Origin of the sequence: Paraburkholderia xenovorans LB400, assembly GCF_000013645.1 — a bacterium.
Taxonomy (GTDB): Bacteria; Pseudomonadota; Gammaproteobacteria; order Burkholderiales; family Burkholderiaceae; genus Paraburkholderia; species Paraburkholderia xenovorans.
Window position 1 is genome coordinate 1,475,948 of sequence record NC_007951.1, and the last position, 22,730, is coordinate 1,498,677.

Sequence of the window (22,730 nt, forward strand, 5' to 3'; positions counted from 1 at the left end):
GCCATTGCAGATGCAGGACGACACCTTGCGACTACTGATTTCAATCGGCCACTACGCCCGCGTCTTTCGACGTTTCGACGAGGCGCGCTATCTGTTCGAGCGGCTGCGCCTGCTCTATCCGCGGCGCGCATTTCCCTATCTCGGGCTCGGCATGGTGGAACTCGACCTCGCGAACTATCGCGCTGCCTCGCGGCTGTTTGGCAGGGCGGTGGACCTCGTGCCCGACAGCTCGCTGGCGCGCGCCTGGCTAGGTGTGTGCCAGATATTCGAAGGTCACTACGCGCTCGGTGCCCGAACGCTGATGGCAGTGCCGAACGACGACGAGCCCAGCGCGAGTTCGATGGCGGAGGCGTTCCTCAACCTGCCCGAATGCGCGCCCTATACCCGTGCCGCGCGCGCTGCCCAGACTGCGCACCGCGCGGCTTCTTTCTCAACGATTGAACGACTGACTATTCGAAGCGGGCATTGATATGTTGCCACTCCTTGATACTGCCATTCCGGCGCAAGCCGACGCATGGTCCCCTATGTCTCCCTCCGCTCCCCAGCTCATTGATGGCGCAGGCGACGGTAGTACGGTGCTCGAGCGTATGCTGAACAGCATGCAGGATGGATACGACGCGTCGACCCGGCGCGTGACGACAGAGCTGGATCGACTCGACGCCGACAGCGTATCGACCGTGGACATGCTGAGGCTTCAGGCTCACGTGGGCGCGGTCACGGTGCAAGTGGAAATGATGAAGAGCGTTGCCGATGAATTGGGCCGCGCGATCCAGACGCTGACGCAGCGAAGCTGATGCGCCGCGCCCTGATCCTGCTGCCGCTGCTGCTTCTCCTCGCCGGCTGCAGAACCTCGCTTTTCGAAGGCCTGGACGAGGACCAGGCCAACCGCATCGTCGCCGCGCTGAGCCATCACGGTATCAACGGCTACAAGGAGCGCAACCCCGACCGCACCTGGAACATCACGGTCGACGACGCCGACGCGGTGGTCGCCACCGAACTGGCGAGCGCCTATGCGCTGCCGCGCGGCGGCCACGCGAATCTCGGCGACCTGTTCAGCCGCCAGGGGCTCATTTCGAGCCCCGAGGAGGACCGCGTCCGCTACGTGTACGGGCTCTCGCAGGAGCTCTCCGAGACGCTCGAAAAAATGGACGGCGTGCTGCTTGCCCGCGTGCATATCGTGCTGCCGGAGAAGGATCCGATGGATTCCACTCAGGACACTTTGCCGTCGGCCTCCGTGATGATGCGTTATCGCAGCGACTACAACCTCGAACCAATGCGCGACCGGATTCGTGCGCTGGTCGCGGGCGGCGTCGAAGGGCTGACACCCGCGCGCGTTTCGCTGACGCTCGTCGCGGTCACGCCCGTGCTGACTTTTCCCGGCGATTGCGCGGCCGGCGGCGATGTCGCGAGCGCCGCCGGCGCCGTCGCGGCCACGTCCTGCGAGGAAGCGGGCGGCTACACGCCGTCGCGCTCCACGGCGATGCTGGGCGTGCTGGCCTTGCTGGTGCTGCTGATGAGCGGCTCGATCTGGCTGTGGCGCTCGGGACGGCGCACGTGGTTCAAGCCGAAGAAGCGCGGCGCGGCAACCGGCGGCAGCGTTCAGCCGAATTCAGGCAGCCACGCCGGAGGCGACGCATGAAGCACGCGTACACCTGCGCGCCGGCCGACTGGGCACATCACAGCTGGCTCGAACGTGGGCGGCCCGTCCGTAACGAACGCGCCGCGCGCGCCGCCCACGCATTTCTGTTCGGCCGTTATCCGCAACTGATTCGGGTGGCGCTCGCCGACGTGCCGCCGGCGCTGCCGATCTGGCCGCGGCCCGCGTGCGCGCGCTTGTGCCGGATCGTCGCCGCGCTCGCCTTCGCGCCTTCGCTGCGTCGCGTGGTGGCCGCGCAGGCGCGCGCCGCGTTTGCGGCCGGCGTCGCGCCGCAACTGCTCGCCGAGATTCAGCGGCATCCGCGCGCCGCTTCGGGCGGCCTGAATGTCGAGCCGGCGCCGTCGCTGTTCAGCCGGCGCGACATGACGGCGGCAGGGCTGGCGCTGTCGCTCGAAGCCGCCGCCGACTCGCGCTATGCGTTCTGGTGGAGCCTGCGCTTGCCGCGCGAGATCTACGAGGCCGCATGCCGCTATCGCGTGCGTGATCTGTCCGCTGCCGAGGCGCGCGAACTGGTCGCCGAGGCGCGGCGTCTGATGGAGGCGCACCCATGCTGATCTGTCGAATGGGCGCCTGGCGGATCGAATCCGACGGGCATCTGAGCATGCATGAGCTGGCGTCGCTTGAAGGCTTGCGCGCCGTCGACGCGGACCGTGCGGCCGAAGTGGCGCATGAGCGCCGCCGTCTCGGCATGCAGGTGCGCGAACTCAAGCGCCGCGCGTGGCGGCGCGGTCGCGCGGCCGGGACCGCGGCGGCGCTGCGCGAGCAGGTGGCGCGTACGGCCGCGACGGCGTTCGTCGCCCATCGTCTGGAGGACAGGCTCACGCAGATCGTGCTCAGCGTGGTGAGCGACATTGTCGGGCAGCTGCCGCCGTCGGCGGTGTTGTCCAATCAGCTGCGCCGCTCGCTCGTGGTGGCGCAGTCGCAACGGCTGGTTTCGGTACGCGTGGCGCCGGCCGACTTCGATGACGCCGTGCGCCTGATCGCGACGCTCGAGCAGGAGTTCGGGGCGCCGCTATGCGGCGTGCTCGCCGACGCGGGACTGGCTGCGCATGCGTGCGTCATTGAAACCGAGTCCGGCGTGATCGACGGCGGTCTGAAGGTTCAGTTGCCGGCGCTGGAACGCGGCATCCGCGACAGCGTGGCGCAGGTGCTGCGCGAATATGACTTTGCGGACGGCTCGGGACGTACGGCGCTCGACACGATCGAGCACGGCCTGCGGCAGACGTTGACCGCGCTGGCGGCGCCGTTGCCATCGCCTTTGCGATCGCCGACGCCGATGCCGATGCCGACGCCGATGCCGATGCCGATGCCGATGCCGCCGACAGCGCCGACAGCGCCGACAGCACCGACAGCACCGACAGCACCGACAGCACCGACAGCACCGACAGCACCGACAGCACCGCCAACGCCGACAGAGCCGACAGAGCCGACAGTGCCGCCAACGCCGCCACGTCCCAACGCAGTCCGCGTGGTCCAGCGTTCATTCGCGCGGGAGGCGCCATGAATCTCTGGCACGACATGGAGACCGTGACGCTCGCGGACGTCGAGCGCACCAACCTGGCGATCCGCCATTTCGGCCATCCGCACGCGGTATCGGTCGGCGCACGGCGTTTCACGCTGCAGTTCGAAGCGTGCCGCGCGCGCTATCCGCTGCGGGTGTCCGGGGTCGCCGGGCAGGTGCCGTTCAGCGCCGGCTGCGATGCCGGCGCGCTGCTGCCGGAACTGGCGCCGTCGGTCATCGACGCGCGCGGCGACGCCGCGCTCGGGCACGTCGCCGACGCGTTGAACGACTGGCTATGCGCGCTCGAGGGGCTGTTCGGCTTCACGATCGATCTGACCGGTGTCGCGTTCGACGGCGTCCCGGAGCAGGGCGCGTACGGGCTCGCCGTGACCCATACGGCAAGCGGTCGCGCCGCTCATTTTTCGTTTCTTAGCCCGGCGGTCGATGCATGGCTGCAACTGCGTGCGCCGCCCGTGCCGTCCAGAGAGGCGTTGCTGAGCCGCCTGTATGTGCGCCTGCCGATCTGCCTGCCGGGCCCGTCGCTATCGGTGCCGCGCCTGCGCCGGATCGCAGCGGGCGACGCGCTGCTGTTCGATCGCCATTCGAGTTACCTGCGCGTGCCGTTGCGAATGGGCACGTGCCGGATCCTGTTGAAATTCACTGAGGAGTACACCTTGATAGACCATGTCATGACTGATGAAACCCAGCCCGTCGAAATGACCAGCGAATTGCTGCCGATCGACTCGATCACCTTCGCCTTCGAGGCAGTGCTCGGCACGTTGTCGTTGTCGGTAGCCGAACTGGCGCATTTGCGCGAAGGCTCGATCGTCGCGTTCCGGCTGCCGGCGCGCGAGCGCAAGGTCACGCTGCTCTGTCAGGGGATCCCGTTTGCCCGCGGCGAGCTGATCGATATCGAAGGCGCCCTCGGCGTGCGCGTTACGCGGCTCACCCAGGAGGATCTGCCGGCATGACCGCCCAGTTCGATCCGCTGCAGAACATCAGCCTGTTTTTCATGCTCGGGCTGCTGCCGCTCGCGGTCGCGATGACCACTTCGTTCACGAAGTTCAGCATCGTGCTGACGCTGCTGCGCTCCGCGCTCGGCGTGCAGCAGGCGCCGAGCAATCTCGTGATCTCGGGCATGGCCCTCGCGGCCACGCTCGTCGTGATGGCGCCGACCCTCTCGAAGATCGAGGCCGCGCTCGATACCGGCGACGGCGCCATGCCGCGCCCCACCGAACTGGTGCAGGCCGTGCGCGGCCCGCTCGGCGAGTTCATGCTGAAGCACTCGCGGCTCGAAGAGCGGCAGTTTCTCGTCAGCGCGGCGAAGCGGATCGACCCGGAGCACGAGGCGCACGACACCGACTTGCAACTGCTGATACCGGCGTTCCTGATCAGCGAGATATCGAGCGGATTCGAAGCGGGCTTTCTGCTCTACATCGCGTTTCTGGTGGTGGATCTGGTGGTCGCCAACGTGCTGAGCGCAATGGGCATGATGATGCTCTCGCCAAGCACGGTGTCGATCCCGTTGAAGCTGTTCATCTTCGTGTCGGCGTCGGGCATGTCGAAGCTCATGCACGGCCTCATCGTCAGCTATGCAAAATGAACGGCCTGCCGTCTCTCTCCACGTTGTCCAGCGACGCGTTGATGCTGGTGTTCTGGCTGTCGTTGCCCGCGCTCGCGGTAGCGACCCTTGTCGGCCTGCTGATCGGGCTGCTGCAGTCGGTCACGCAGATCCAGGATCAGAGCCTGCCGTATGGCGCGAAGATCATCTGCGTGGGCTTCGTGCTGATCGTCACCGCGCCGTGGGCGAGCCGCGAACTCGCGCGCTTTCTCTCGCACGTATTCACCTATATTGCAGCGGGGCGTCTGCATTGAGCATGGAAACCATCCGCTATATCGAAGGCTTTGCGTTCTGCACGATCCGGCCGGCCGTGGCGCTTAGCCTGGTTCCATTCAACCAGGGCGGCTCGGTGGGGATCGTGTTGCGGCTGCCGCTCATGATCGCGATCGCCATGCTGCCGCAGCAGGTGGGCTGGCCGCCGCACCTGTGGGCGGGGATGTTCTTCGAAATGGCGACCGGCGCTGTACTGGGGTTGCTGCTCGGCACGATCTTTCACGCGGCGGGAGCCGCCGGTGCCGTGCTCGACCAGCAGGGCGGCTACACGAGCGCCGCGATCTACGACCCGAACTTCCAGCAGGAGGCGGCGCTGTTCGAAAGCCTGTTTCTGCAATTCGCCGCGTTGACGTTGTTCACGGGGCCGGGTTTGCCGCTGCTGTACGGTTTCTTTACGGATGCGTGGGTGCTGTGGCCTCCCGGGCGCTGGCGCGGCGATCTGGTCGACGTGTTCGGGCAGCTTGCGCAACGCAATCTCGCGGACTCCCTGACCGAGGGTCTGCGTCTCGCGAGTCCGTTGCTCGGCCTCGTGCTGCTGGTGGACATCGCATTCGGCCTGATGTCGCGGCATGCGAAGCGCCTCAATCCGTTTGCGACCGCGCGCACCGTGAAAGCCGCGGTGCTGACGTTCGCCGCCGTGCTCAGCGTGCCTGCGCTGTTCGCGCAGTTGCGCCTCGCATTCGATCACGTGATCCATTTGCGATGAGCGACAAAAGCGAAGCGCCCACCCCCAGGCGGATCCGCCGCGCGCGCGCGGACGGCGAGATCGCGAAGAGCGTGCATCTGACTGTGGCGTTCAGCGGCCTCGTCTGGTGGCTGTATCTGTTCATCGAGGCGCCGCATCTGTACGCACTCGGCAGCCAGCTGATCCTGCACGTCACGACACTGGACGCATCGCGCGATTTTGGCGACCAGCTCGCGTCGACCTGCGCCGCGCTTTACGCTTTCATGGCGCCGGTGTTGACGGCGCTCGGTGTCGGCGTACTCGCGGTTCTGGTGCCGGAGCTGATGCAAACGCGCGGCGTGCTTGCATGGAAGCGCGTCGCGCCCGACGTCAAGCGCCTGAATCCCATCAACGGGTTGAAGCAGATGTTCAGTCTGCGCCTGCTGTGGGACAGCGTGCTCACGATCATCCAGTTCACCATTCTGCTGTTTCTGTTCACACAGGCAGTCGTAGCCTGGCTGCGGCAACTGGCTCCTGCATGGGAATTTTCCCTGCCGGTCCATCTCGGCTATACGGCCATTGCGCATTCGCATCTGCTGGCGTGGATGGCCGCCTCGCAGATCGTGCCCGGCGTTGCCGACTATCTCGTCCAGCGCTTTCTGTGGCTGCGCGGCCTGCGCATGGACAAAAACGAAATCAAACGCGAATTCCGCGACGACGAAGGCGACCCTTACGTAAAAAGCCGTCGCCGCGCGCTTCATCGGGAGCTTGGCCAATAACATGTCGAACCGTTCCATTCTCAGCCGCTACGATCTGTCGGCTTTTTTTGCGCGTCATGCGGACCTCGCCGTCGGCATCGGCATTCTGGCGGTTCTTGCCTTGCTGATCGTGCCGGTGCCGCCGTTCGTGCTCGATCTGTTCATCTGCGTGAGCTTCGCCGCCGGGCTGACGATGCTCACCACCACGCTGTATGTGTCGAAAGCCGCGGATCTCGCGAGCTTTCCGTCGCTGCTGCTGATCACGACGTTGCTGCGCCTCGCGCTGGCCATCGCCTCCACCAAGATGATCCTGCTTCATGCGCACGCCGGCCAGATCATCGGCGCGTTCGGTGAAATGGTGGTGGGCGGCAATGTGGCGGTCGGCCTCGTGGTTTTCGTGGTGCTGGCGGCGATCCAGTTCATCGTCGTGGCGAAAGGCGCGGACCGTGTCGCGGAAGTGGCGGCGCGCTTCACGCTCGACGGCATTCCGGGGCGGCAGATGAGTATCGACGCCGATATGCGCAACGGTGTGGTCACGCCCGCCCAGGCGAGCCGTCTGCGCGCGTCGCTCGAACGCGAAACCTATTTCTACGGCTCGCTCGACGGCGCGATGAAGTTCGTCAAGGGCGATGCGGTGGCGGGCCTCGTGGTGGCGCTGGTGAATATCGTCGGCGGACTGGCGGTCGGTATCGCGCAGCGCGGCATGTCGTTCGGCGACGCGCTGCGCACGTACACGATTCTGACGGTCGGCGACGGCCTCGTGTCGCAGATTCCGTCGCTGATCGTCTCGGTGGCCGCGGGTATTCTGGTCACCCGGGTGAGCGCGGCCGACGGCGCCGACGCCCATCTCGGCAGTGACATTTACAGGCAACTGGCGGCGCATCCGAAAGCGATCGGCATGGCCGGCGTGGCGTGTCTTTCTCTGGGTGTGATTCCAGGTTTTCCGCATGTCCAGTTCCTGGTGGCCGGCGGCTTGCTGCTCGCGCTCGCGATCACGCTGATGCGCAACGCCGCGCTCGCGACCAACTCGCAGCGCGCGCTGATGCCCGGCTTGACGCGCGACGGCGGCAACTACGTGCCGCGTATTCTCGACGACGTCGAGTTGGGTACAAGCGCGGCGTTGCGCTTGCGGCTCGGTCTGGAGGCGTTCGACGCGTTGCGGCCCGAGGCGCTGAACCGCCAGCTCGGTCAATTGCGCCGCAAGCTGATGGTCGAGCTGGGCGTGCCGTTTCCGGGTCTCGCGTTGCTGCGTGATGCGCGGCTCGCGCCCGAGCGCTACGTCGTGGATATCGAAGACGTGCCGTTTGCGAGCGGCACGCTGGTCGACGCGCACACGCTGGTGAGCGGTGACGAGAGCCGCGTCGTGTTCGACGGCGTGGCGGGCTACCGGCCGCGCGCGGCGAAATCGGTCTGGGTGCCGAGCGCGACGGCGGCCTCGCTCGACGATCCTGAGCTCCACAAGGCGAGTGTCGACGAGGCGCTGTGCGATCACCTCGCGGAAGTCTGCGAGCGTTCGGCGGCCGATTTTCTCGGCGTCCAGGAGACGCGCTTTCTGCTCGATCAGCTGTCGATCGAATTTCGCGAGCTGGTCGCTCAAGTGGGGCAGACCGTGAACACGGTGCAGCTCGCCGGTGTGCTGCGCCAGTTGCTGCAGCAGCGCGTGCCGATCCGCAATCTGCGCGCGATTCTCGAAGCCGTCGTCCGCGTGCCGGCGGCCGAGCGCACCACCGACCGGATGGTGCGGCAGGCGCGCATCCAGCTGGGGCCGCAGATCGCGCGCGGCTATGCCGACCTGGAGTCATGGACGATCTTCGCGGCGGTGCTGGAGCCCTCCTGGGAAGCCGAGCTCGAAGCGCAGATCAGAAGCGGGGTCGACGGTGAACCGCAATGCGTGCTTTCGGTGGAGGAACTGGAGCGTGCGCAACGGGTTTTCGCCATCGACATGAACGGGGTCGCGCTGATCGTGACGAATGCGGTTTTGCGTCCGCATCTGGCGAGGCTGCTGCACGACTTCGGGCGGCGCGTCGACGTATTGGCCATCGAAGAGATTCCGCTCGACGTGTACCGTGTCGAGGCCGTTGCGACGCTGGGCGACGCATGAAGGAGAACCTGATGCCCTCTATGGGGAAAACCGCGCCGGTGTTTCTGTCCGCGCCCGCGTTGCGCGGCCGGGTGGTGGAAGCGCGCGGCGTGATCGCACGGGTGGTGGGCGTGTCGTTGCGGATCGGAGAGAAGGTGCGCCTCGTGCGGCCGGATACGCTCGAAGCGCAATACGGGGAAGTGGTCGGCTTTACACACGATGGCGCGCTGGTCATGCCGCTTGCCGGCCTGAACGGCCTGTCGGATATCACCGAGGTGCAAGGCTGCGGCTCGGCGTGGGGCACGTTCGACGCGGCGGGGCTGCTCGGCCGCGTGGTCGACGGTCTCGGCAATCCGCTCGACGGCGGTCCGGTGCCACGGCCGCTCGCGAGCGCGGCGGCGCAAGCCGGGGAGGGGACGCTCAATCCGCTGGAGCGCCCGGTTATCGCGACGCCGTTCGCCACCGGCGTGCGCGCGATCGATGGCCTGCTGACTTGCGGCGTGGGTCAGCGCACCGGCATCTTCGCGCCCGCCGGCGGCGGCAAGAGCACGATCATGGGCATGATCGCGAACGGCGCATCCACCGATGCGATCGTGGTCGCCCTGATCGGCGAACGCGGCCGCGAAGTGGCGGAATTCATTCACGACCACCTCGAACGACGGCGCGCGTCGACGATCGTGATCGCGGCGACGTCCGATCGCCCCGCGGCGGAACGGATCAAGGCGGCGGAACTTGCGTCGCAGGTCGCCGTGGGGCTGCGCGCGAGCGGGCGTAACGTCCTGCTGCTATTCGACTCGCTCACACGCTATGCGCGCGCGCTGCGCGAGCTCGGGCTGGCGGTCGGCGAACCGCCGCTGCGAGGCGGCTTTCCGCCCAGCGTGTTTGCGCAGTTGCCGCGTCTGATCGAAGCGGCCGGGGTGACGGCGCAGGGCAGCATCACCGCGTTTTACACCGTGCTCGCCGACGAAGCCGATCTGTCCGATCCGGTTGCCGAGGAAGCGCGCTCGCTGCTCGACGGGCATATCCAGCTGTCGTCGAAACTGGGCGCGGCGGGGCACTATCCCGCCATCGATATTCTGCGCAGCCGAAGCCGGTTGATGACGCGCGTCGCGGCTGCCGTGCATCAGGCGGACGCGAACCGCGTGCGCGACTGGCTCGCGCGTTATGAGGATGTCGAACTATTGCTGCAGATCGGTGAATACCAGCGTGGTAACGATGCGGACACGGACCAGGCTATTGACCGGCGTGCGGCGATCGTGAGCTTTCTGCGCCAGCGGTACGACACGCGTTGCGGCTGGGACGACACGCGCAGGCAGTTGCATGCGTTGTGTGACGGCGATCGTCGGGCATGACGCAGAGCGTCGCGAGGTTGGCGGAGTTCTGGCGCGTGCTCGCCCGAGTGCGGCGCCTGCGGGTGCAGCGCCGGCTTCGCGAGGTAGTGGACGCGCGCCGCGACGAGCGTCTGGCGGCAGACGAGGTGGCCGCGAGGATCGCCGCGCTCGAACGCCACGCCGAAGAGCGGCTGCGGGTGCTCGCATCTTGCCGACGCGAGCCGCGCGCGGGCCGGCAGTGGCATGCCACGCTGCGCGCGCACGACGCGCTCGCGCCGATGCTGCGCGGTCATCTGGCCGAAGCGCAGACAGCGCACGCCGCGGCGCGCGAAAAGGCGGCGCAGGCGCTGGCGGGCTGGCGGCGTGAGACGATGCGGCAGGAAGATGCCAGCGCGCGTGCTCGCGAATGTCTGGTGCGGACGCGTGAGACGGGATAGCGGCAAGCCATTGTCGGGATGAACCCGCGGATGATGGAAACGCAATGAAGCCGGACGGCCATAAGGACGTCCGGCTTTTTTTACATCGCATGAACCTCGCCGCCATGACGGGCAATGATCGGGTGGCCGCCGGATCTCAGGCTTCACTCCGGGCGACAGGTGTCGCCTGAGCCGGCGAGCTTTATCGAAAGTCGCCTGCGTTACGCTTTGTTGCGGTCGAAATCTTTCTGCGTCGGCTCCTTGCCGGTCTTAGGGTCGACAAACTTGCCACCTTGACCGAGCACGAGCTCGTAGCCGTGTGGCGCAACGGTCGCATTGCCCTTCTGCAGGGTGAGCGGCGCGCTGTCGTCCTGGCTGATATGTGCGGCCTCCCACTGCTTACCTCCGAGAGTGAGGGTCAACTTGTCCGCGTAGGAGACTTTCGGATCGTTCTTGGCGGCCTTCGTGTCGACCACGATGTGGCCGCCCGGAATCTTGAAGTCCAGTGCGCCAGTGAAAGTGCCCTGATTATTGTAATGGGGGTCACCCCGAAGAGTGGTCGTGGCGCCGGTCTGCTTGTTGGTTAGGGTAATAGCCGAGTCTGACTTGTTGAAATCGATATTGAATAGAGGGGTTTCGAGTTTGCCCTTTGTTCCGTTGAAGCCAGTGGCCTGGACTTGCGAGCTGTTGTCGACGTGGCTGCCGCCTGTCGCGTTGTCGCAGCCGCCGAACGAATCGTTATGGCGGTCACGGAATCCCGGCGGCTGACTGGCGCTACGGCCGCGGCTGACGCTCGTCGCTTGCGCGAAAAAGCTGCTGTTCGAGCCATTCGCCGAGCTGTGGCTGCTCATGGCGAACGAGCTCTTCGAAAAGCCGCCCCCCATGTTGGACGTTTGCGCGAACGGGTTCCGGGCGCCGTACGCGCCGGCGCGCGAAGACTGCGACTGCATTGCACCGTACGAGTAAATGTTCGTGTTGGCCCCATTCGCCGAACTGTGGCTGCTCATGGCGAACGAGCTCTTCGAGAAGCCGCCCATCATGTTGGACATCTGCGGCGACGGGCCGCGAGCGCCGTATGCGCTGGCGCGCAAAGGCTGCGACTGCATTGCACCGTGCGAATGGACGTTTGTGTTGGCCTGGAGCGCGAAGAACTGATTGGTTTGCATCGCTGCTTGCATGTCGATTTTCCTGAAGTAAAAAAGTCGGCTTGACTGGAAAGGCGGAACCGCGTCGCCGACGGTTTGAGATTGGTTCCGTGCATGACATGGTAGAGAGATGGAAATGTTATTCGGCGTACTTATTTATAGTTCGTGAAATGATCTGTGAATTGTTCAGGGTTTGCTCTTGCCCGGAGTGACGTTCACGAGTCTGCGGCGATATAGGTGACCGTGGAGTGGGGCGGCGCCCGGCTAGCACGCGATTGGCAGGTGCCGATAGCGCCTGCGCGAACGTCCTATCCCTGTATGACACGGGAGAGGCTCACCGATGATTTGATTGCCATGACGGTGGGCGGATCTTCGTTGCGCACCGTTCGTCCACAACTCGTCGAGGTGCGACCATGTCGACCAGCCCGATCGGTAATTCCAGTGCGTTTTCATCACCCTATTCATCCGGCGCGGATGGATCTCCCGTACCATCTGTGCCCGATTCACGCGACGCGCCGGCGGCAGCCCGTGGCGGCGGCTCAGCCCGGCGCGACTCCGTCGGCCAGAGCATTCCCCCCGGCGTCGCCGCAGCCCACCCGTTGCTGCGTCGGTACTCCGCCGCGAAGCAACCGTCGGCATCGCGGCAGTCTTACCCGGCGTCAGCGACGCAATTTGCCGCCGCCATGATCGCCCGTTACGATGGCGGGACCCAGTCGCGCAACGAGGCCGCCGACCGCAACAACACCCTGCTCATGCTGCAGACAGCGAAGCTGTCGATGACCGGCCTGCCACCCGACCAGGTGGAAATGAACCTGAACGAACTGCAGTTTGCCGGCGCACTGGCCCAGATGAGCGAGGCGAAGCGGAGCCTGTTCGCGCAACGCGCGAACGCACTGCGCACTGCGCCGGACCACCGCTATGAGGCAATGCTGTCCGCCTTGCAGCAGGACGTCCAGAGCGAGCTGCGCGGCATCCAGGCCGATCCGGTGCGGCGCATGAACGCGGTGTTCAATCCGCCAGCCGGCCTGGCCCTGCTGGGCGGGAACGGCCAGCAGCAGATGGCCGCGTTGCGCAGCGAGGCGATGAAGATGAATGCAGCTGGCGCCAGCCCGGCGCAGCGCGAGCAGGCTTTCGCGAGAGCCAGCGAAATCAGGTCGCGGATGCAGACGCAGATCCTGCAGCAATCACAGGACATCCACGCGGCCCAGCAGAAGAGCTGGGCCGACTCCGCGGCGCGTGTGAACCGGATCCTCGACGACGCGCCGAAATACGCGGCGGACACGATCCAGCTGCCCCATAACTCGGACGATCCGGACTGGGACACGAATACACGCAAGCCCGCCTACGCGAAGACGTTTCCGTACCAGTCGGTGATGGAAAAGCTGCTCTCGCCCGACGGCTACTCACAACAGGAGCGCGGCCGTTCGACTCCACGCACGCTGCCAGCCGGAGATCGCGCGCGCGACCTGCTGACCTTCCAGGAGGGCATGTCGGATCCGGGCTCGGACATTTACCGGCGTGTCACGAAGCTGGAACAGCAGGCACTCACGACGATGGCCGCTCCCGGGCCAGAACTGGACGCGGGCCGGCCCGCCTCGACCCTCAGCGGCGTGGCGGCCCATGCGCCGGCATACGATCAGAACTACGTATCAAACCTCGCGGCCGGCTATCAAGGCGTGCTGAAGGACACCGACCAGCAGAACCGCGCGATGCTGAGGGAGCATACCCCCGGTCTGGCGGACAAGGTGCTGTACGGCATCGGCCGGTTCGCCGCGGACCTCTCGCCGATTCCCGGCATGGACTGGCTCGCCACCCAGCTACTCGACGCCGGGTTTCCGGATCACGGCGGCCTGAGCGGTGATGAGGTGAAAAACATCGACCTGGGGGCGATGATCTTCGGGTTGTTGCTCGGTGGGCGCGAGCCGGAGGGCGAGGGGGCGCTGAAGGCGCCGGTCGCCGGGCCGGGCGAGGGGCCGGGACGCGGAATGGGAAACACGCCGCAAGGCCAACCGACGCAGACCGGTGTTGCCGCAAGCCGCGCATTCACGCCCGCCGGCCTGCCTGAAGGCTATGCGCTCCAGGGCATTCCGTCCTCGTACGGTCCATCGGCCACGCCGGGCGTGCATGTCGATGCGGCCAGCGGCCAGAAATTCATCATCGCCGACAGGCAGGCGTTCGCGGTGCGCTACGACAGGGATAACGCCACCTACCGGATCTACGATCCCGCCAACCCCACACGCCCCGCCTATCCGGTCCGCTTCGACACGCAGACCGCGAAGTGGGCAATCCATCAGGATGTCGGTTTGCAGGGCGGCATGGATAACGGCAACACCTCGTCTTCCGGAAGCGGGCCATCGGCCGCATCTTCGGAATTGCCGCCATTCGCCGATGCGTTTCACGTCACAACATCGACGGGTTCAGAACCATCGGCCGCAATGATGGAAACGCTGAACCCGGACGAATGGCATTCGGCCGCCAGCGGCGAACTCGACAACCCCGCCTACGTCAACCAATACAAAAGCGCATTCGACGCATTGCCCGCAGCGCAACGGCGCGCTATCCGGGAATGGACCCATCTGGATATCGGCGGCGACAGCGACCGCTATTCCAGCGACAGCAGCTATGAAGGTAATAACTTCGAGCTGAATCAGCAACTATACCGGCGTGTCCATGATGCTGACACGGCGGTCAATGCCCGCAGGTTGCAGGAGGGTATCGACCATCTGCCGAAACCGCAGGAGCCGAACCGCCTGCTGCGTATTGCCGAGGTTCCCGCCGATTATGCAAGCCGGTTTGCACCGGGCGAGTACGTGACCAATTCCCCTGCTTTCATGTCTGCGTCGAGCGAAAACGAGTATGCGAATGCCACGTTGAGAGATGGGCCGGGGGGAAGTGGACCTGATCATCCCTTTGCGCTCTACGACATCGCGGCGCAATCGGCGACCCCATTCATCAAATCCATCACGACGCTGGCCAGTGAAGAAAGCGAATGGCTTTTCAGGCCAAACTCGCTGTTCAGGATCGAAGAAATCGCCAGAGCCACCCCAACCGACGCGGAGGACGCGGCTCGCATCGGCATGCGTCTGGTCGAAGTCCCGATCACCGCGCCCGTCTATGCGAAGAACATCCACTCGGGCGAATGGGAACTTGTCTATCCGCCGGGAATGCGGCCGGTCTACACGGAACTGCGGTCAACCAGGCATCCGCCGCTGCAGCCGCCGGCTCCCCGGCATCCGGACTCACCCCCGGCGCCCACGGCCGGCAATCCGAACGCGACCGGCCCATCACGCGTCTGATCTGTTCGACGCGGCGGCCCGTCGCGATTCCGATCGTGCGCAACGCACGCATACCCTGCCGGGTGCCGGTGGCACTGGCAGGGAGATGACGTTTGGACCCGCCGCCGGACGGACCTGACTCATTTCGATGAACTATAGCGATACCACATCGCATTGACCAGGCGTGACCTAATGCTCGCTCGTGTCGCTTCCTTCAGAGGCCATCAACATGACGACTTCCACTTCGGGCAGTGCAGTAGGTGATAGCGGATACGCAGGTAATTATCCCCAGCAATCTGATAAGACCGCCGCGAAGAACCCAGCGCCACCGTCCCCGGCAGTTCAATCGCACGACCCGGTCTCTCCTCCTGTATCCACGCCATTCTCGAACAGCCTGAACTTCAAGACGGGTCTTCTGCTATTCACCTTGAACACGCTGCAGGACAGGCGTTCTCTGCCGGGAGTGAGTTCCTTTTCAACCCGCCTGATTTCGGCAAACCGTATGGGTCATGCAGCGAATGGCGTGGCGTCGAATCTCGGCAGGTTCTTCAGTTCGTTGGGCAAGACGCTGGACCCTTACGGCAGCCAGACGCCATCCCTCGCTGCATTGCAGGCGGCCAAGGCGCTGGGCAATGCGACCGGCTACGCGATCGATTTCTCGAAGGTCGAGGATAAGAAGGCCACAGCGCGCAACTACCTGCATGGCCCGTTGAGACAGGGAGCGTTCTCGCTTCTCCCTGAACAGGACCCGCACGAGGAGATCGCGCTGGTCAGCTTCCGGGCATCTTCGACGTCAAAGCAGTCGCAAACGGCCGCGCCCGGAATGGGTGATCGGGTTACGCAAACGCCGGGTCCGCTGCATCAGTCGCACGGCACGCAGACCCATTCGCCAGTCATTAGCCGCGATAGCCGGATCCAAACGGAGGGTCCCGGCGTCAGCCGGGCGACGCAAACGCCGGTTCTCACGCAGAGCCGCTTCACGCAGACGGATTCGAATCAGGCGGAAAAGCAGCCGGCCCACGCGGGCGACGAAGAGAAACCGGCCGGGTCCACGAATCTGCCGGCAAGCAATGACGCCGGTACTCAAACGAATAAGCAGCTTGCCCACGAAGCAACGCAGACGCGGCGAGATGCGCATGATGCCGAGGTCCAGACTCACTCGCCGGGAACGACGGACAGCGGCAACCAGGCGACACCGCGCGTCGCCGATGCAGGCACGCAGAATCGTGTCCGTGTAAAGCATCAGAACGTGCAAACGGACTCACCGGGCCAACTGGACGAATCTGTTCAGGCAGCCGCGCGAACAGACCACAGCGAAACGCAAACGGGTCTCCGCCTGCATGACGGCACCGCGCAGACAGACGACAGGGCGAGGACCAGTACAGCGGTTCAGGCTGTTCCGTTCAGCACCACGACGGGAACCCAGGCAGCGATCGTGAAGCGCGACGCCGACGTACAGACCGTGCCGCCGGCCACAGACCGTTCACTGCAGCAGAATCCTGGCGGCCCGGCCGGCACTGGGCAACCCGCGCAGCCGGATGCCGGGCAACGAACAGGCAAGCACGATGCCGGATCTCAAACCAGGTGGCCGCAGATCGATCGCGAATCTCAGGCAGATGTCGAAACCCGGCAACACGCCACGCAAAAATCGCCGCCGCAGACGGATCATCGCAGCAGTCAAACAATGGTGATACAGCGTGACCGCGACATTCAGACTGCGCCGCCATCCCGCTCGCGAGCCGTCCAGACCGAGCCAGCGCCCGCCAGCCGCGATGCTCGTGAAACCACGCGAAAAGTGCTGCCGGACAGCGTAAAAGCCAACGGCCACTGGCTGCCGATAGACATACTCGCGCTGGCGTCGAGTTCGGCAAACGTTAAGGGCGACTCAAACACGATGAACCAGATGTCGCTGGTCGCTGATTCGTTCAGTACCGCTGGCGACGTCGTCTCCGTTGCCAACATCAACGGCGGCAAGCTGCTTGCACTCTCCTCGAAGGCACTGTCGCTGCTCGGCACAGCGGTCGGACTGGCGCCGTCTGTCGGACAATTGTCTTCCGATATCAAGGAGATGATCCGCAATCCCGGAAACGAGCAGGCGAAATGGAACGTGGGTAACGACTCCGTGCAACTCGTCGGCGGGCTCGTCGCGACGGCTGTGTCTTTTGCTTTTCCGCCGGCGGCGCTCGCACCGTTGCTGCTGCCGAATTTCGCCGAGATCTATCATGCCGAGGCGCTGCGGCAGAAAGTCGATGATCTGCGCGCACAGGGACTCAACGCAGAGGCCGATGCACTGCATACCGAGTATCAGAAGGCCGCGCTCAATGCGACGCCGGTGGTGAACTGGTTTTCCTCGTTCTATACGCCGGCCATGCGGCCCGCTATCGAAAGTTTCGAATTGTCGCAAGGGAACAAGCCCGGTGCGCCGCCTATGGGCGACCTGAGTTCTGGCACCCGAGGCGACGCGACGGTTCTCGACTACTACGGGCAAGCGATGCAGGAACGCGGACAGAGTCTCGCTACGTCCGCGACACCTTACCTGAAGGCACTTGCCCAGAGCGCGGACACGGACTCCGTGACGCTCGTTTCGCGTGCGCCGCAGACGTTCGGCTGGCCATCCACGGGGCAACCTATGCGTGTATTCGACCGGTCTATCGCGATGACCTATTCGAAAGAATCCGGCGCGGTGAGCTATCAGTTCTTCGGTAAGGAGAAGGATGGCGTTTTCCGTCTTCTCACTCTGGGCGAGGGCGTAACGACAGGTCACGGAAAAAGGAACCTGGTCGTCGTGGGCAATATGCTGGACCCTGACAAAGATCGGGTTAAATTCGACCTTCAGGCGTATAGCGGCGATAAAACAGGCAGCACCTACCTGGCCGATCCCAATCGATACACCGTTTGAGAGATTGAGGTGTCCGCTTGGCGGCCGCCGGAACTTTACTTGCCAATCCTAAGTTAAATGAAGTTCCGAGAATCGGTTTTGCGGATCCTGTGTTCAGATCGCGGTGCAAGGTCGTGGGATGACAGCCATGTCGTGCAACTCTTCTGGCCTGCCGGTGCCGCGCCGGCAGATCGTTACGGAACACGTCGAACCACCCCAGGAGTAACCCTGGGTATCGAGGAGGCAGTAACGATACCTGGCAGCATGCCTCCAGCATGCAACCATGACACGGCCGGATGGCTTCGGTTAACATTGAAGAATAGAAGCGGCGCCGCGCGTCATTGCCGGCGATACCGCTGCCCGTAAGTAGCAGGTAAGTTGCGGCCTTTATCGTGTTTGAAAGTCGGTGAGCGATCGCGCGCATGGTGCAGTGCGGCACAGGCGATCAGGTTGCCGGGATTGGAGACACCCGCCGCAGCTTTCGGGCGCCATACGATACGACGCGTCCCACGCGCGTCGGCACAGGTTTTACGTTTCATCTTCACCAAGGGGTTGTCGATGTCTGCGATTGAATCGGTTCTTCAGGAACGCCGTGTTTTCCCGCCCTCCGCTGAAACAGTAGCGGCCGCGACGATCTCCGGCATGGACGCGTACCGGGCGCTCGCCGCCGAAGCGGAACGCGATTACGAAGGTTTCTGGGGGCGCCTCGCTCGCGAGACGCTAAGCTGGAATACGCCCTTCACCAAGGTACTCGACGAATCGAAGGCGCCGTTCTACACGTGGTTCGAAGACGGCCGGCTGAACGCGTCGTATAACAGCATCGACCGTCACGTCGAAGCCGGCAACGGCGCGCGCGTCGCGATCATTTTCGAAGCCGACGACGGCACCGTCACCAACGTCACCTACCAGGATCTGCTGCAACGCGTGTCGCGCTTTGCGAACGCGTTGAAGAAGCGCGGCGTGAAAAAGGGCGACCGCGTGGTGATCTATATGCCAATGTCGATCGAAGGCATTGTCGCGATGCAGGCTTGCGCGCGGATCGGCGCCACGCACTCGGTCGTGTTCGGCGGCTTCTCGTCGAAGTCGCTCAACGAGCGGCTGGTGGACGTGGGCGCGGTCGCGCTCATCACGTCGGACGAACAGATGCGCGGCGGCAAGGCGCTGCCGCTGAAGAACATCGCCGACGAAGCGCTCGCGATGGGCGGCTGCGAAGCGGTCAGGAGCGTGATTGTGTTCCAGCGCACCGGCGGCAAGATCGCCTGGAACGCAGACCGCGATCTGTGGATGCACGAACTCACGCAGGCCGAACCGGATCAATGCGCGCCGGAGTGGGTCGGCGCCGAGCATCCTCTGTTCATTCTGTACACGTCCGGGTCGACCGGCAAGCCGAAGGGCGTGCAGCACAGTACCGGCGGCTATCTGCTGTGGGCCGCGCAGACCATGAAGTGGACCTTCGACTGGAAGCCCACCGACGTGTTCTGGTGTACCGCCGACATCGGCTGGATCACCGGCCATAGCTACATCACGTATGGTCCGCTGACGCTCGGCGGCACCCAGGTCGTGTTCGAAGGCGTGCCGACCTATCCGAACGCCGGCCGCTTCTGGGACATGATCGCGCGGCACAAGGTGTCGCTGTTCTATACCGCGCCCACTGCGATCCGCTCGCTGATCAAGGCCGCCGACGCGGACGCGAAGGTGCATCCGAAGAGCTACGACCTGTCCACGCTGCGCATCATCGGCACGGTCGGCGAGCCGATCAATCCGGAAGCGTGGGTCTGGTATTACGAGAACGTCGGCGGCAGCCATTGCCCGATCGTCGATACGTGGTGGCAGACCGAAACCGGCGGTCACATGATCACGCCGCTGCCGGGCGCCACGCCGCTCGTGCCGGGTTCGTGCACGTTGCCGCTGCCGGGCATCATGGCGGCGGTGGTCGATGAAACCGGCCAGGACGTGCCGAACGGGCAGGGCGGCATTCTGGTGGTGAAGCGCCCGTGGCCGTCCATGCTGCGCAACGTGTGGGGCGATCCGGACCGCTACAGGAAGAGCTACTTTCCCGAAGAACTCGGCGGCAAGCTGTATCTCGCCGGCGACGGCGCGGTGCGCGACAAGGAGACCGGCTACTTCACGATCATGGGCCGTATCGACGACGTGCTCAACGTGTCGGGCCACCGCCTCGGCACGATGGAGATCGAGTCGGCGCTGGTGTCGAACCCGCTGGTTGCCGAAGCGGCCGTGGTGGGGCGCCCCGATGCGACCACCGGCGAAGCCGTGTGCGCGTTCGTGGTGCTCAAGCGTTCGCGTCCGGAAGGCGAGGAAGCGGTGAAGCTCGCCAACGAACTGCGCAACTGGGTCGGCAAGGAGATCGGTCCGATTGCCAAGCCGAAGGACATCCGTTTCGGCGAAAATCTGCCCAAGACGCGTTCGGGCAAGATCATGCGCCGCCTGCTGCGCTCGCTGGCGAAAGGCGAGGAAATCACCCAGGACGTGTCCACGCTGGAGAACCCCGCGATTCTCGACCAGCTCGGCGAGTCGCTCTGAGCCCGGGTTTGCCGGTGCAAGTGGCAAGGGCGTATCGAACGGTGCGCTCTTGACCTGAGGCAAACATCGGCCACGGAAGCCGGCTCTTCATGGCCACCGCGCGGACAATCCCGATTGCCTGCACGGTGCCTTTTTGATACATAGGCGCATGGCCGCGCCGCACCCATCCTCTCACGCTACGCTCAATCCGCCGCCCGAACCGCCCGCGGTCTCGGCGGCGATGGCGCGCGCGCACCAGAAGTACTGGCGCTTCAACCTCGCCCTGATCGCGGCGTTGATGACGGTGGGCTTTCTCGTGTCGTTCGTCCTGCCGCTGATGGCGCCGGCTCTCGCGCAGGTGCGTATCGGCGGGTTCAGGTTGCCGTTCTACTTCGGCGCGCAGGGCGCGATCCTGATCTACCTGGCGCTCATCCTCGTGTATATCGTGCTGATGCAGCGCGCCGATCGCCGGCTGCAACGCGCCTTCGTTGCCGACGCGGGCGCCGTTGTCGGCATTGCCGGCACGGACGGCGGCGCCGGCGTGCCCACCACGCGCGGAAACTGAGCCGATGAAGCTCACGAACCGGCTGATCCGTTCCTACGCCCTCTATACGCTCGGCTTCCTGCTCTTCATCTACGTGATGTGGCGCATCGAGCGCACCACCGGTCCGGGCGTGTGGATCGGCTATGTGTTCCTGTTCGTGCCGATCGCGGTCTATGCGGTGATCGGCCTGTTGTCGCGCACTTCCGATCTGGTCGAATACTACGTGGCGGGACGGCGCGTGCCGTCCGCCTTCAACGGCATGGCGACGGCCGCCGACTGGCTTTCGGCGGCCTCGTTCATCGGTCTCGCCGGCTCGATCTATGCGACCGGATACGACGGTCTCGCGTATCTGATGGGCTGGACCGGCGGCTATTGCCTCGTCGCATTCCTGCTCGCGCCATATGTGCGCAAGCTCGCCCGCTACACGATTCCCGATTTTCTCGGCACGCGTTTTTCGAGCAACGCGGTGCGCGGCCTCGCGGCGCTGTCGGCGATCCTGTGCTCGTTCGTTTATCTGGTCGCGCAGATTCAGGGTGTCGGCCTGATTGCGACGCGCTTTATCGGCGTGGATTTCGCCGTGGGTATTTTCTGCGGCCTCGCGGGCATTCTGGTGTGTTCGTTTCTCGGCGGCATGCGTGCCGTGACGTGGACGCAGGTCGCGCAGTACATCATCCTGATCGCCGCGATTCTGATTCCCGTGTCGATGATCGCTCACAAGGACGGCCTCGGCTGGGTGCCGCAATTCAACTACGGCCGCCTGATGGAGCGTGTGGAAGACCTCGAGAAGCAGGTGCGCGAGGCGCCGCTAGAACAGACCGTGCGCGACGACTATCGGCGCCGTGCCGCGCTGATGCAGGTGCGGCTCGATACCTTGCCGCAATCGTTCGTCGACGAGAAACTGCGTCTCACGCAGGAAGTTGCCGATCTGCGCCGCCATAACGGGCCGCTGCGCGAGATCAAGGAGCGCGAGCGGGCGCTCGAACTGTTTCCACGCGACGCCGCCGCCGCGCAGATCGTCTGGACCCAGCGGCGCGATGAAATGCTGATGCGCGCCGCCGCGCCGGTGCCGATGCATGAGCCGTTCCCCGCCGCGAGCGATGAAGAGCGGCGCACCCATGAGCGCAATTTTCTGTCGCTGCTGCTGTGTCTGTCGCTCGGCACGGCGAGCCTGCCGCATATCCTGACGCGCTACAACACGACGACCTCGGTGGCTTCCGCGCGACGTTCCGTCGGCTGGACGCTCTTCTTTGTCGCGCTGTTCTATCTGACGGTGCCGGTGCTCGCCGTGCTGATCAAGTACGAGATATTGACCAACCTGGTCGGCCATCACTTCTCGGACTTGCCGCAATGGCTCATGCAATGGCGCAAGGTGGAGCCGAGCCTCATCAGTCTCGCCGATACCAACGGCGACGGCATTGTGCGCTGGAGCGAGATCCAGATGCAGCCCGACATGGTCGTGCTTGCCGCGCCCGAGATCGCGGGGCTGCCGTATGTGATGTCGGGGCTGATCGCCGCGGGCGCGCTGGCCGCGGCGCTTTCCACCGCGGACGGTTTGCTGCTCACCATCGCCAATGCGTTGTCGCACGATGTGTATTACCACATGGTCGATCCGAACGCGTCGAGTCAGCGGCGCGTGACGATCTCGAAGATTCTGTTGCTGGGGGTGGCGCTGTTCGCTTCGTACGTGGCGTCGCTCAATACGGGGAACATTCTGTTTCTGGTGGGCGCGGCGTTTTCACTGGCGGCGTCGAGCCTGTTTCCGGTACTGGTGCTCGGCGTGTTCTGGAAGCGCACCACCCGGCTCGGGGCGGTGGCGGGCATGGTGGCGGGGCTGGTGGTGTGCATCTATTACATCGTCTCCACATACCCGTTCTTCACGCAGATGACCGGGTTCGCCGGCGCGCGGTGGTTCGGAATCGAGCCGATCAGCTCGGGCGTATTCGGCGTGCCGGCGGGCTTTCTGGTGGCGATCGGCGTGAGCCTGCTCGACCGCAAACCGGACGCTTATACGCGGGCGCTGGTGGACTATATCCGCCATCCCTAAGGCCGATTGCGCGAGGGTGTAGC

At 64.8% G+C, this 22,730-nt stretch carries 20 protein-coding genes; 19 read left to right on the plus strand and 1 reads right to left on the minus strand.

The window, feature by feature from the left end:
• Window positions 1-10: 10 nt before the first annotated feature.
• From BXE_RS06455 to BXE_RS47830, 14 genes are all read left to right on the plus strand, one after another.
• On the plus strand, window positions 11-469 hold the full coding sequence (locus BXE_RS06455; protein WP_011487565.1) for a tetratricopeptide repeat protein: 459 nt from the start codon (window positions 11-13) through the stop codon (window positions 467-469).
• 118 nt (window positions 470-587) lie between these two features.
• Entirely contained in the window at window positions 588-794 is a 207-nt protein-coding gene (locus BXE_RS47105) for a hypothetical protein (RefSeq protein WP_233518817.1), read from the plus strand.
• On the plus strand, window positions 794-1,639 hold the full coding sequence (sctJ, locus tag BXE_RS06465; protein ID WP_011487567.1) for a type III secretion system inner membrane ring lipoprotein SctJ: 846 nt from the start codon (window positions 794-796) through the stop codon (window positions 1,637-1,639). Before BXE_RS47105 ends, sctJ begins: the two co-directional genes overlap by 1 nt.
• The gene (locus tag BXE_RS06470) at window positions 1,636-2,211 is read left to right on the plus strand and encodes a hypothetical protein (protein ID WP_011487568.1); all 576 of its coding nucleotides are present in this window, start codon (window positions 1,636-1,638) and stop codon (window positions 2,209-2,211) included. Before sctJ ends, BXE_RS06470 begins: the two co-directional genes overlap by 4 nt.
• The gene (locus tag BXE_RS06475) at window positions 2,205-3,161 is read left to right on the plus strand and encodes a FliH/SctL family protein (protein ID WP_011487569.1); all 957 of its coding nucleotides are present in this window, start codon (window positions 2,205-2,207) and stop codon (window positions 3,159-3,161) included. Before BXE_RS06470 ends, BXE_RS06475 begins: the two co-directional genes overlap by 7 nt.
• Window positions 3,158-4,129 (plus strand): FliM/FliN family flagellar motor switch protein, encoded by a 972-nt coding sequence (locus tag BXE_RS06480; protein ID WP_011487570.1) that lies wholly within the window; start codon window positions 3,158-3,160, stop codon window positions 4,127-4,129. Before BXE_RS06475 ends, BXE_RS06480 begins: the two co-directional genes overlap by 4 nt.
• Entirely contained in the window at window positions 4,126-4,761 is a 636-nt protein-coding gene (locus BXE_RS06485; protein ID WP_011487571.1) for an EscR/YscR/HrcR family type III secretion system export apparatus protein, read from the plus strand. The genes BXE_RS06480 and BXE_RS06485 overlap by 4 nt, the downstream gene beginning before the upstream one ends.
• Window positions 4,758-5,033 carry a type III secretion system export apparatus subunit SctS gene (sctS, locus tag BXE_RS06490; RefSeq protein WP_038456601.1) on the plus strand — a complete coding sequence of 92 codons (276 nt, stop codon included), beginning with the start codon at window positions 4,758-4,760 and terminating at the stop codon, window positions 5,031-5,033. The genes BXE_RS06485 and sctS overlap by 4 nt, the downstream gene beginning before the upstream one ends.
• 2 nt (window positions 5,034-5,035) lie before the next feature.
• Window positions 5,036-5,758 carry an EscT/YscT/HrcT family type III secretion system export apparatus protein gene (locus tag BXE_RS06495; protein ID WP_038456599.1) on the plus strand — a complete coding sequence of 241 codons (723 nt, stop codon included), beginning with the start codon at window positions 5,036-5,038 and terminating at the stop codon, window positions 5,756-5,758.
• The gene (locus BXE_RS06500) at window positions 5,755-6,495 is read left to right on the plus strand and encodes an EscU/YscU/HrcU family type III secretion system export apparatus switch protein (RefSeq protein ID WP_011487573.1); all 741 of its coding nucleotides are present in this window, start codon (window positions 5,755-5,757) and stop codon (window positions 6,493-6,495) included. The genes BXE_RS06495 and BXE_RS06500 overlap by 4 nt, the downstream gene beginning before the upstream one ends.
• Before the next feature lies 1 nt (window position 6,496).
• The gene (locus BXE_RS06505; RefSeq protein WP_011487574.1) at window positions 6,497-8,575 is read left to right on the plus strand and encodes a flagellar biosynthesis protein FlhA; all 2,079 of its coding nucleotides are present in this window, start codon (window positions 6,497-6,499) and stop codon (window positions 8,573-8,575) included.
• Between the two features lie 11 nt (window positions 8,576-8,586).
• Entirely contained in the window at window positions 8,587-9,906 is a 1,320-nt protein-coding gene (locus BXE_RS06510) for a FliI/YscN family ATPase (RefSeq protein ID WP_148222913.1), read from the plus strand.
• Window positions 9,903-10,322: a hypothetical protein gene (locus BXE_RS06515; RefSeq protein ID WP_011487576.1), complete on the plus strand. Its 420-nt coding sequence runs from the start codon at window positions 9,903-9,905 to the stop codon at window positions 10,320-10,322. Before BXE_RS06510 ends, BXE_RS06515 begins: the two co-directional genes overlap by 4 nt.
• A 44-nt stretch (window positions 10,323-10,366) precedes the next feature.
• The gene (locus tag BXE_RS47830; RefSeq protein ID WP_267886362.1) at window positions 10,367-10,492 is read left to right on the plus strand and encodes a hypothetical protein; all 126 of its coding nucleotides are present in this window, start codon (window positions 10,367-10,369) and stop codon (window positions 10,490-10,492) included.
• Between the two features lie 30 nt (window positions 10,493-10,522).
• Here the strand turns inward: BXE_RS47830 and BXE_RS06520 are convergent, their stop codons facing one another.
• Window positions 10,523-11,479 carry a DUF1521 domain-containing protein gene (locus BXE_RS06520; RefSeq protein ID WP_011487577.1) on the minus strand — a complete coding sequence of 319 codons (957 nt, stop codon included), beginning with the start codon at window positions 11,477-11,479 and terminating at the stop codon, window positions 10,523-10,525.
• Window positions 11,480-12,129: 650 nt separating this feature from the next.
• On the opposite strand from BXE_RS06520, the gene BXE_RS06525 reads away from it, so the two are divergent.
• The 5 genes from BXE_RS06525 (at window position 12,130) to BXE_RS06545 (ending at window position 22,707) form a co-directional block, all read left to right on the plus strand.
• Window positions 12,130-14,742, plus strand: a complete 2,613-nt coding sequence (locus BXE_RS06525; RefSeq protein ID WP_233518816.1) for a hypothetical protein — start codon at window positions 12,130-12,132, stop codon at window positions 14,740-14,742.
• A gap of 481 nt (window positions 14,743-15,223) precedes the next feature.
• The gene (locus tag BXE_RS06530; RefSeq protein WP_233518815.1) at window positions 15,224-17,620 is read left to right on the plus strand and encodes a hypothetical protein; all 2,397 of its coding nucleotides are present in this window, start codon (window positions 15,224-15,226) and stop codon (window positions 17,618-17,620) included.
• 537 nt (window positions 17,621-18,157) lie between these two features.
• On the plus strand, window positions 18,158-20,140 hold the full coding sequence (gene acs / locus BXE_RS06535; RefSeq protein ID WP_011487580.1) for an acetate--CoA ligase: 1,983 nt from the start codon (window positions 18,158-18,160) through the stop codon (window positions 20,138-20,140).
• A gap of 148 nt (window positions 20,141-20,288) precedes the next feature.
• Complete coding sequence (locus BXE_RS06540) at window positions 20,289-20,684, plus strand: DUF4212 domain-containing protein (protein WP_011487581.1); 396 nt, start codon at window positions 20,289-20,291, stop codon at window positions 20,682-20,684.
• A gap of 4 nt (window positions 20,685-20,688) precedes the next feature.
• Window positions 20,689-22,707, plus strand: a complete 2,019-nt coding sequence (locus BXE_RS06545; RefSeq protein WP_011487582.1) for a sodium:solute symporter family protein — start codon at window positions 20,689-20,691, stop codon at window positions 22,705-22,707.
• The last annotated feature ends 23 nt before the right edge of the window (window positions 22,708-22,730 follow it).

What these genes read in the sequence shown, in the direction of transcription:
- BXE_RS06455 (WP_011487565.1), top strand. Translation starts at nt 11, where the DNA reads ATGCAGGACGACACCTTGCGACTACTGATTTCAATCGGCCACTACGCC.
- BXE_RS47105 (WP_233518817.1), top strand. Translation starts at nt 588, where the DNA reads ATGCTGAACAGCATGCAGGATGGATACGACGCGTCGACCCGGCGCGTG.
- sctJ (WP_011487567.1), top strand. Translation starts at nt 794, where the DNA reads ATGCGCCGCGCCCTGATCCTGCTGCCGCTGCTGCTTCTCCTCGCCGGC.
- BXE_RS06470 (WP_011487568.1), top strand. Translation starts at nt 1,636, where the DNA reads ATGAAGCACGCGTACACCTGCGCGCCGGCCGACTGGGCACATCACAGC.
- BXE_RS06475 (WP_011487569.1), top strand. Translation starts at nt 2,205, where the DNA reads ATGCTGATCTGTCGAATGGGCGCCTGGCGGATCGAATCCGACGGGCAT.
- BXE_RS06480 (WP_011487570.1), top strand. Translation starts at nt 3,158, where the DNA reads ATGAATCTCTGGCACGACATGGAGACCGTGACGCTCGCGGACGTCGAG.
- BXE_RS06485 (WP_011487571.1), top strand. Translation starts at nt 4,126, where the DNA reads ATGACCGCCCAGTTCGATCCGCTGCAGAACATCAGCCTGTTTTTCATG.
- sctS (WP_038456601.1), top strand. Translation starts at nt 4,758, where the DNA reads ATGAACGGCCTGCCGTCTCTCTCCACGTTGTCCAGCGACGCGTTGATG.
- BXE_RS06495 (WP_038456599.1), top strand. Translation starts at nt 5,036, where the DNA reads ATGGAAACCATCCGCTATATCGAAGGCTTTGCGTTCTGCACGATCCGG.
- BXE_RS06500 (WP_011487573.1), top strand. Translation starts at nt 5,755, where the DNA reads ATGAGCGACAAAAGCGAAGCGCCCACCCCCAGGCGGATCCGCCGCGCG.
- BXE_RS06505 (WP_011487574.1), top strand. Translation starts at nt 6,497, where the DNA reads ATGTCGAACCGTTCCATTCTCAGCCGCTACGATCTGTCGGCTTTTTTT.
- BXE_RS06510 (WP_148222913.1), top strand. Translation starts at nt 8,587, where the DNA reads ATGCCCTCTATGGGGAAAACCGCGCCGGTGTTTCTGTCCGCGCCCGCG.
- BXE_RS06515 (WP_011487576.1), top strand. Translation starts at nt 9,903, where the DNA reads ATGACGCAGAGCGTCGCGAGGTTGGCGGAGTTCTGGCGCGTGCTCGCC.
- BXE_RS47830 (WP_267886362.1), top strand. Translation starts at nt 10,367, where the DNA reads ATGAAGCCGGACGGCCATAAGGACGTCCGGCTTTTTTTACATCGCATG.
- BXE_RS06520 (WP_011487577.1), bottom strand. Translation starts at nt 11,479, where the DNA reads ATGCAAGCAGCGATGCAAACCAATCAGTTCTTCGCGCTCCAGGCCAAC.
- BXE_RS06525 (WP_233518816.1), top strand. Translation starts at nt 12,130, where the DNA reads ATGATCGCCCGTTACGATGGCGGGACCCAGTCGCGCAACGAGGCCGCC.
- BXE_RS06530 (WP_233518815.1), top strand. Translation starts at nt 15,224, where the DNA reads ATGGGTCATGCAGCGAATGGCGTGGCGTCGAATCTCGGCAGGTTCTTC.
- acs (WP_011487580.1), top strand. Translation starts at nt 18,158, where the DNA reads ATGTCTGCGATTGAATCGGTTCTTCAGGAACGCCGTGTTTTCCCGCCC.
- BXE_RS06540 (WP_011487581.1), top strand. Translation starts at nt 20,289, where the DNA reads ATGGCCGCGCCGCACCCATCCTCTCACGCTACGCTCAATCCGCCGCCC.
- BXE_RS06545 (WP_011487582.1), top strand. Translation starts at nt 20,689, where the DNA reads ATGAAGCTCACGAACCGGCTGATCCGTTCCTACGCCCTCTATACGCTC.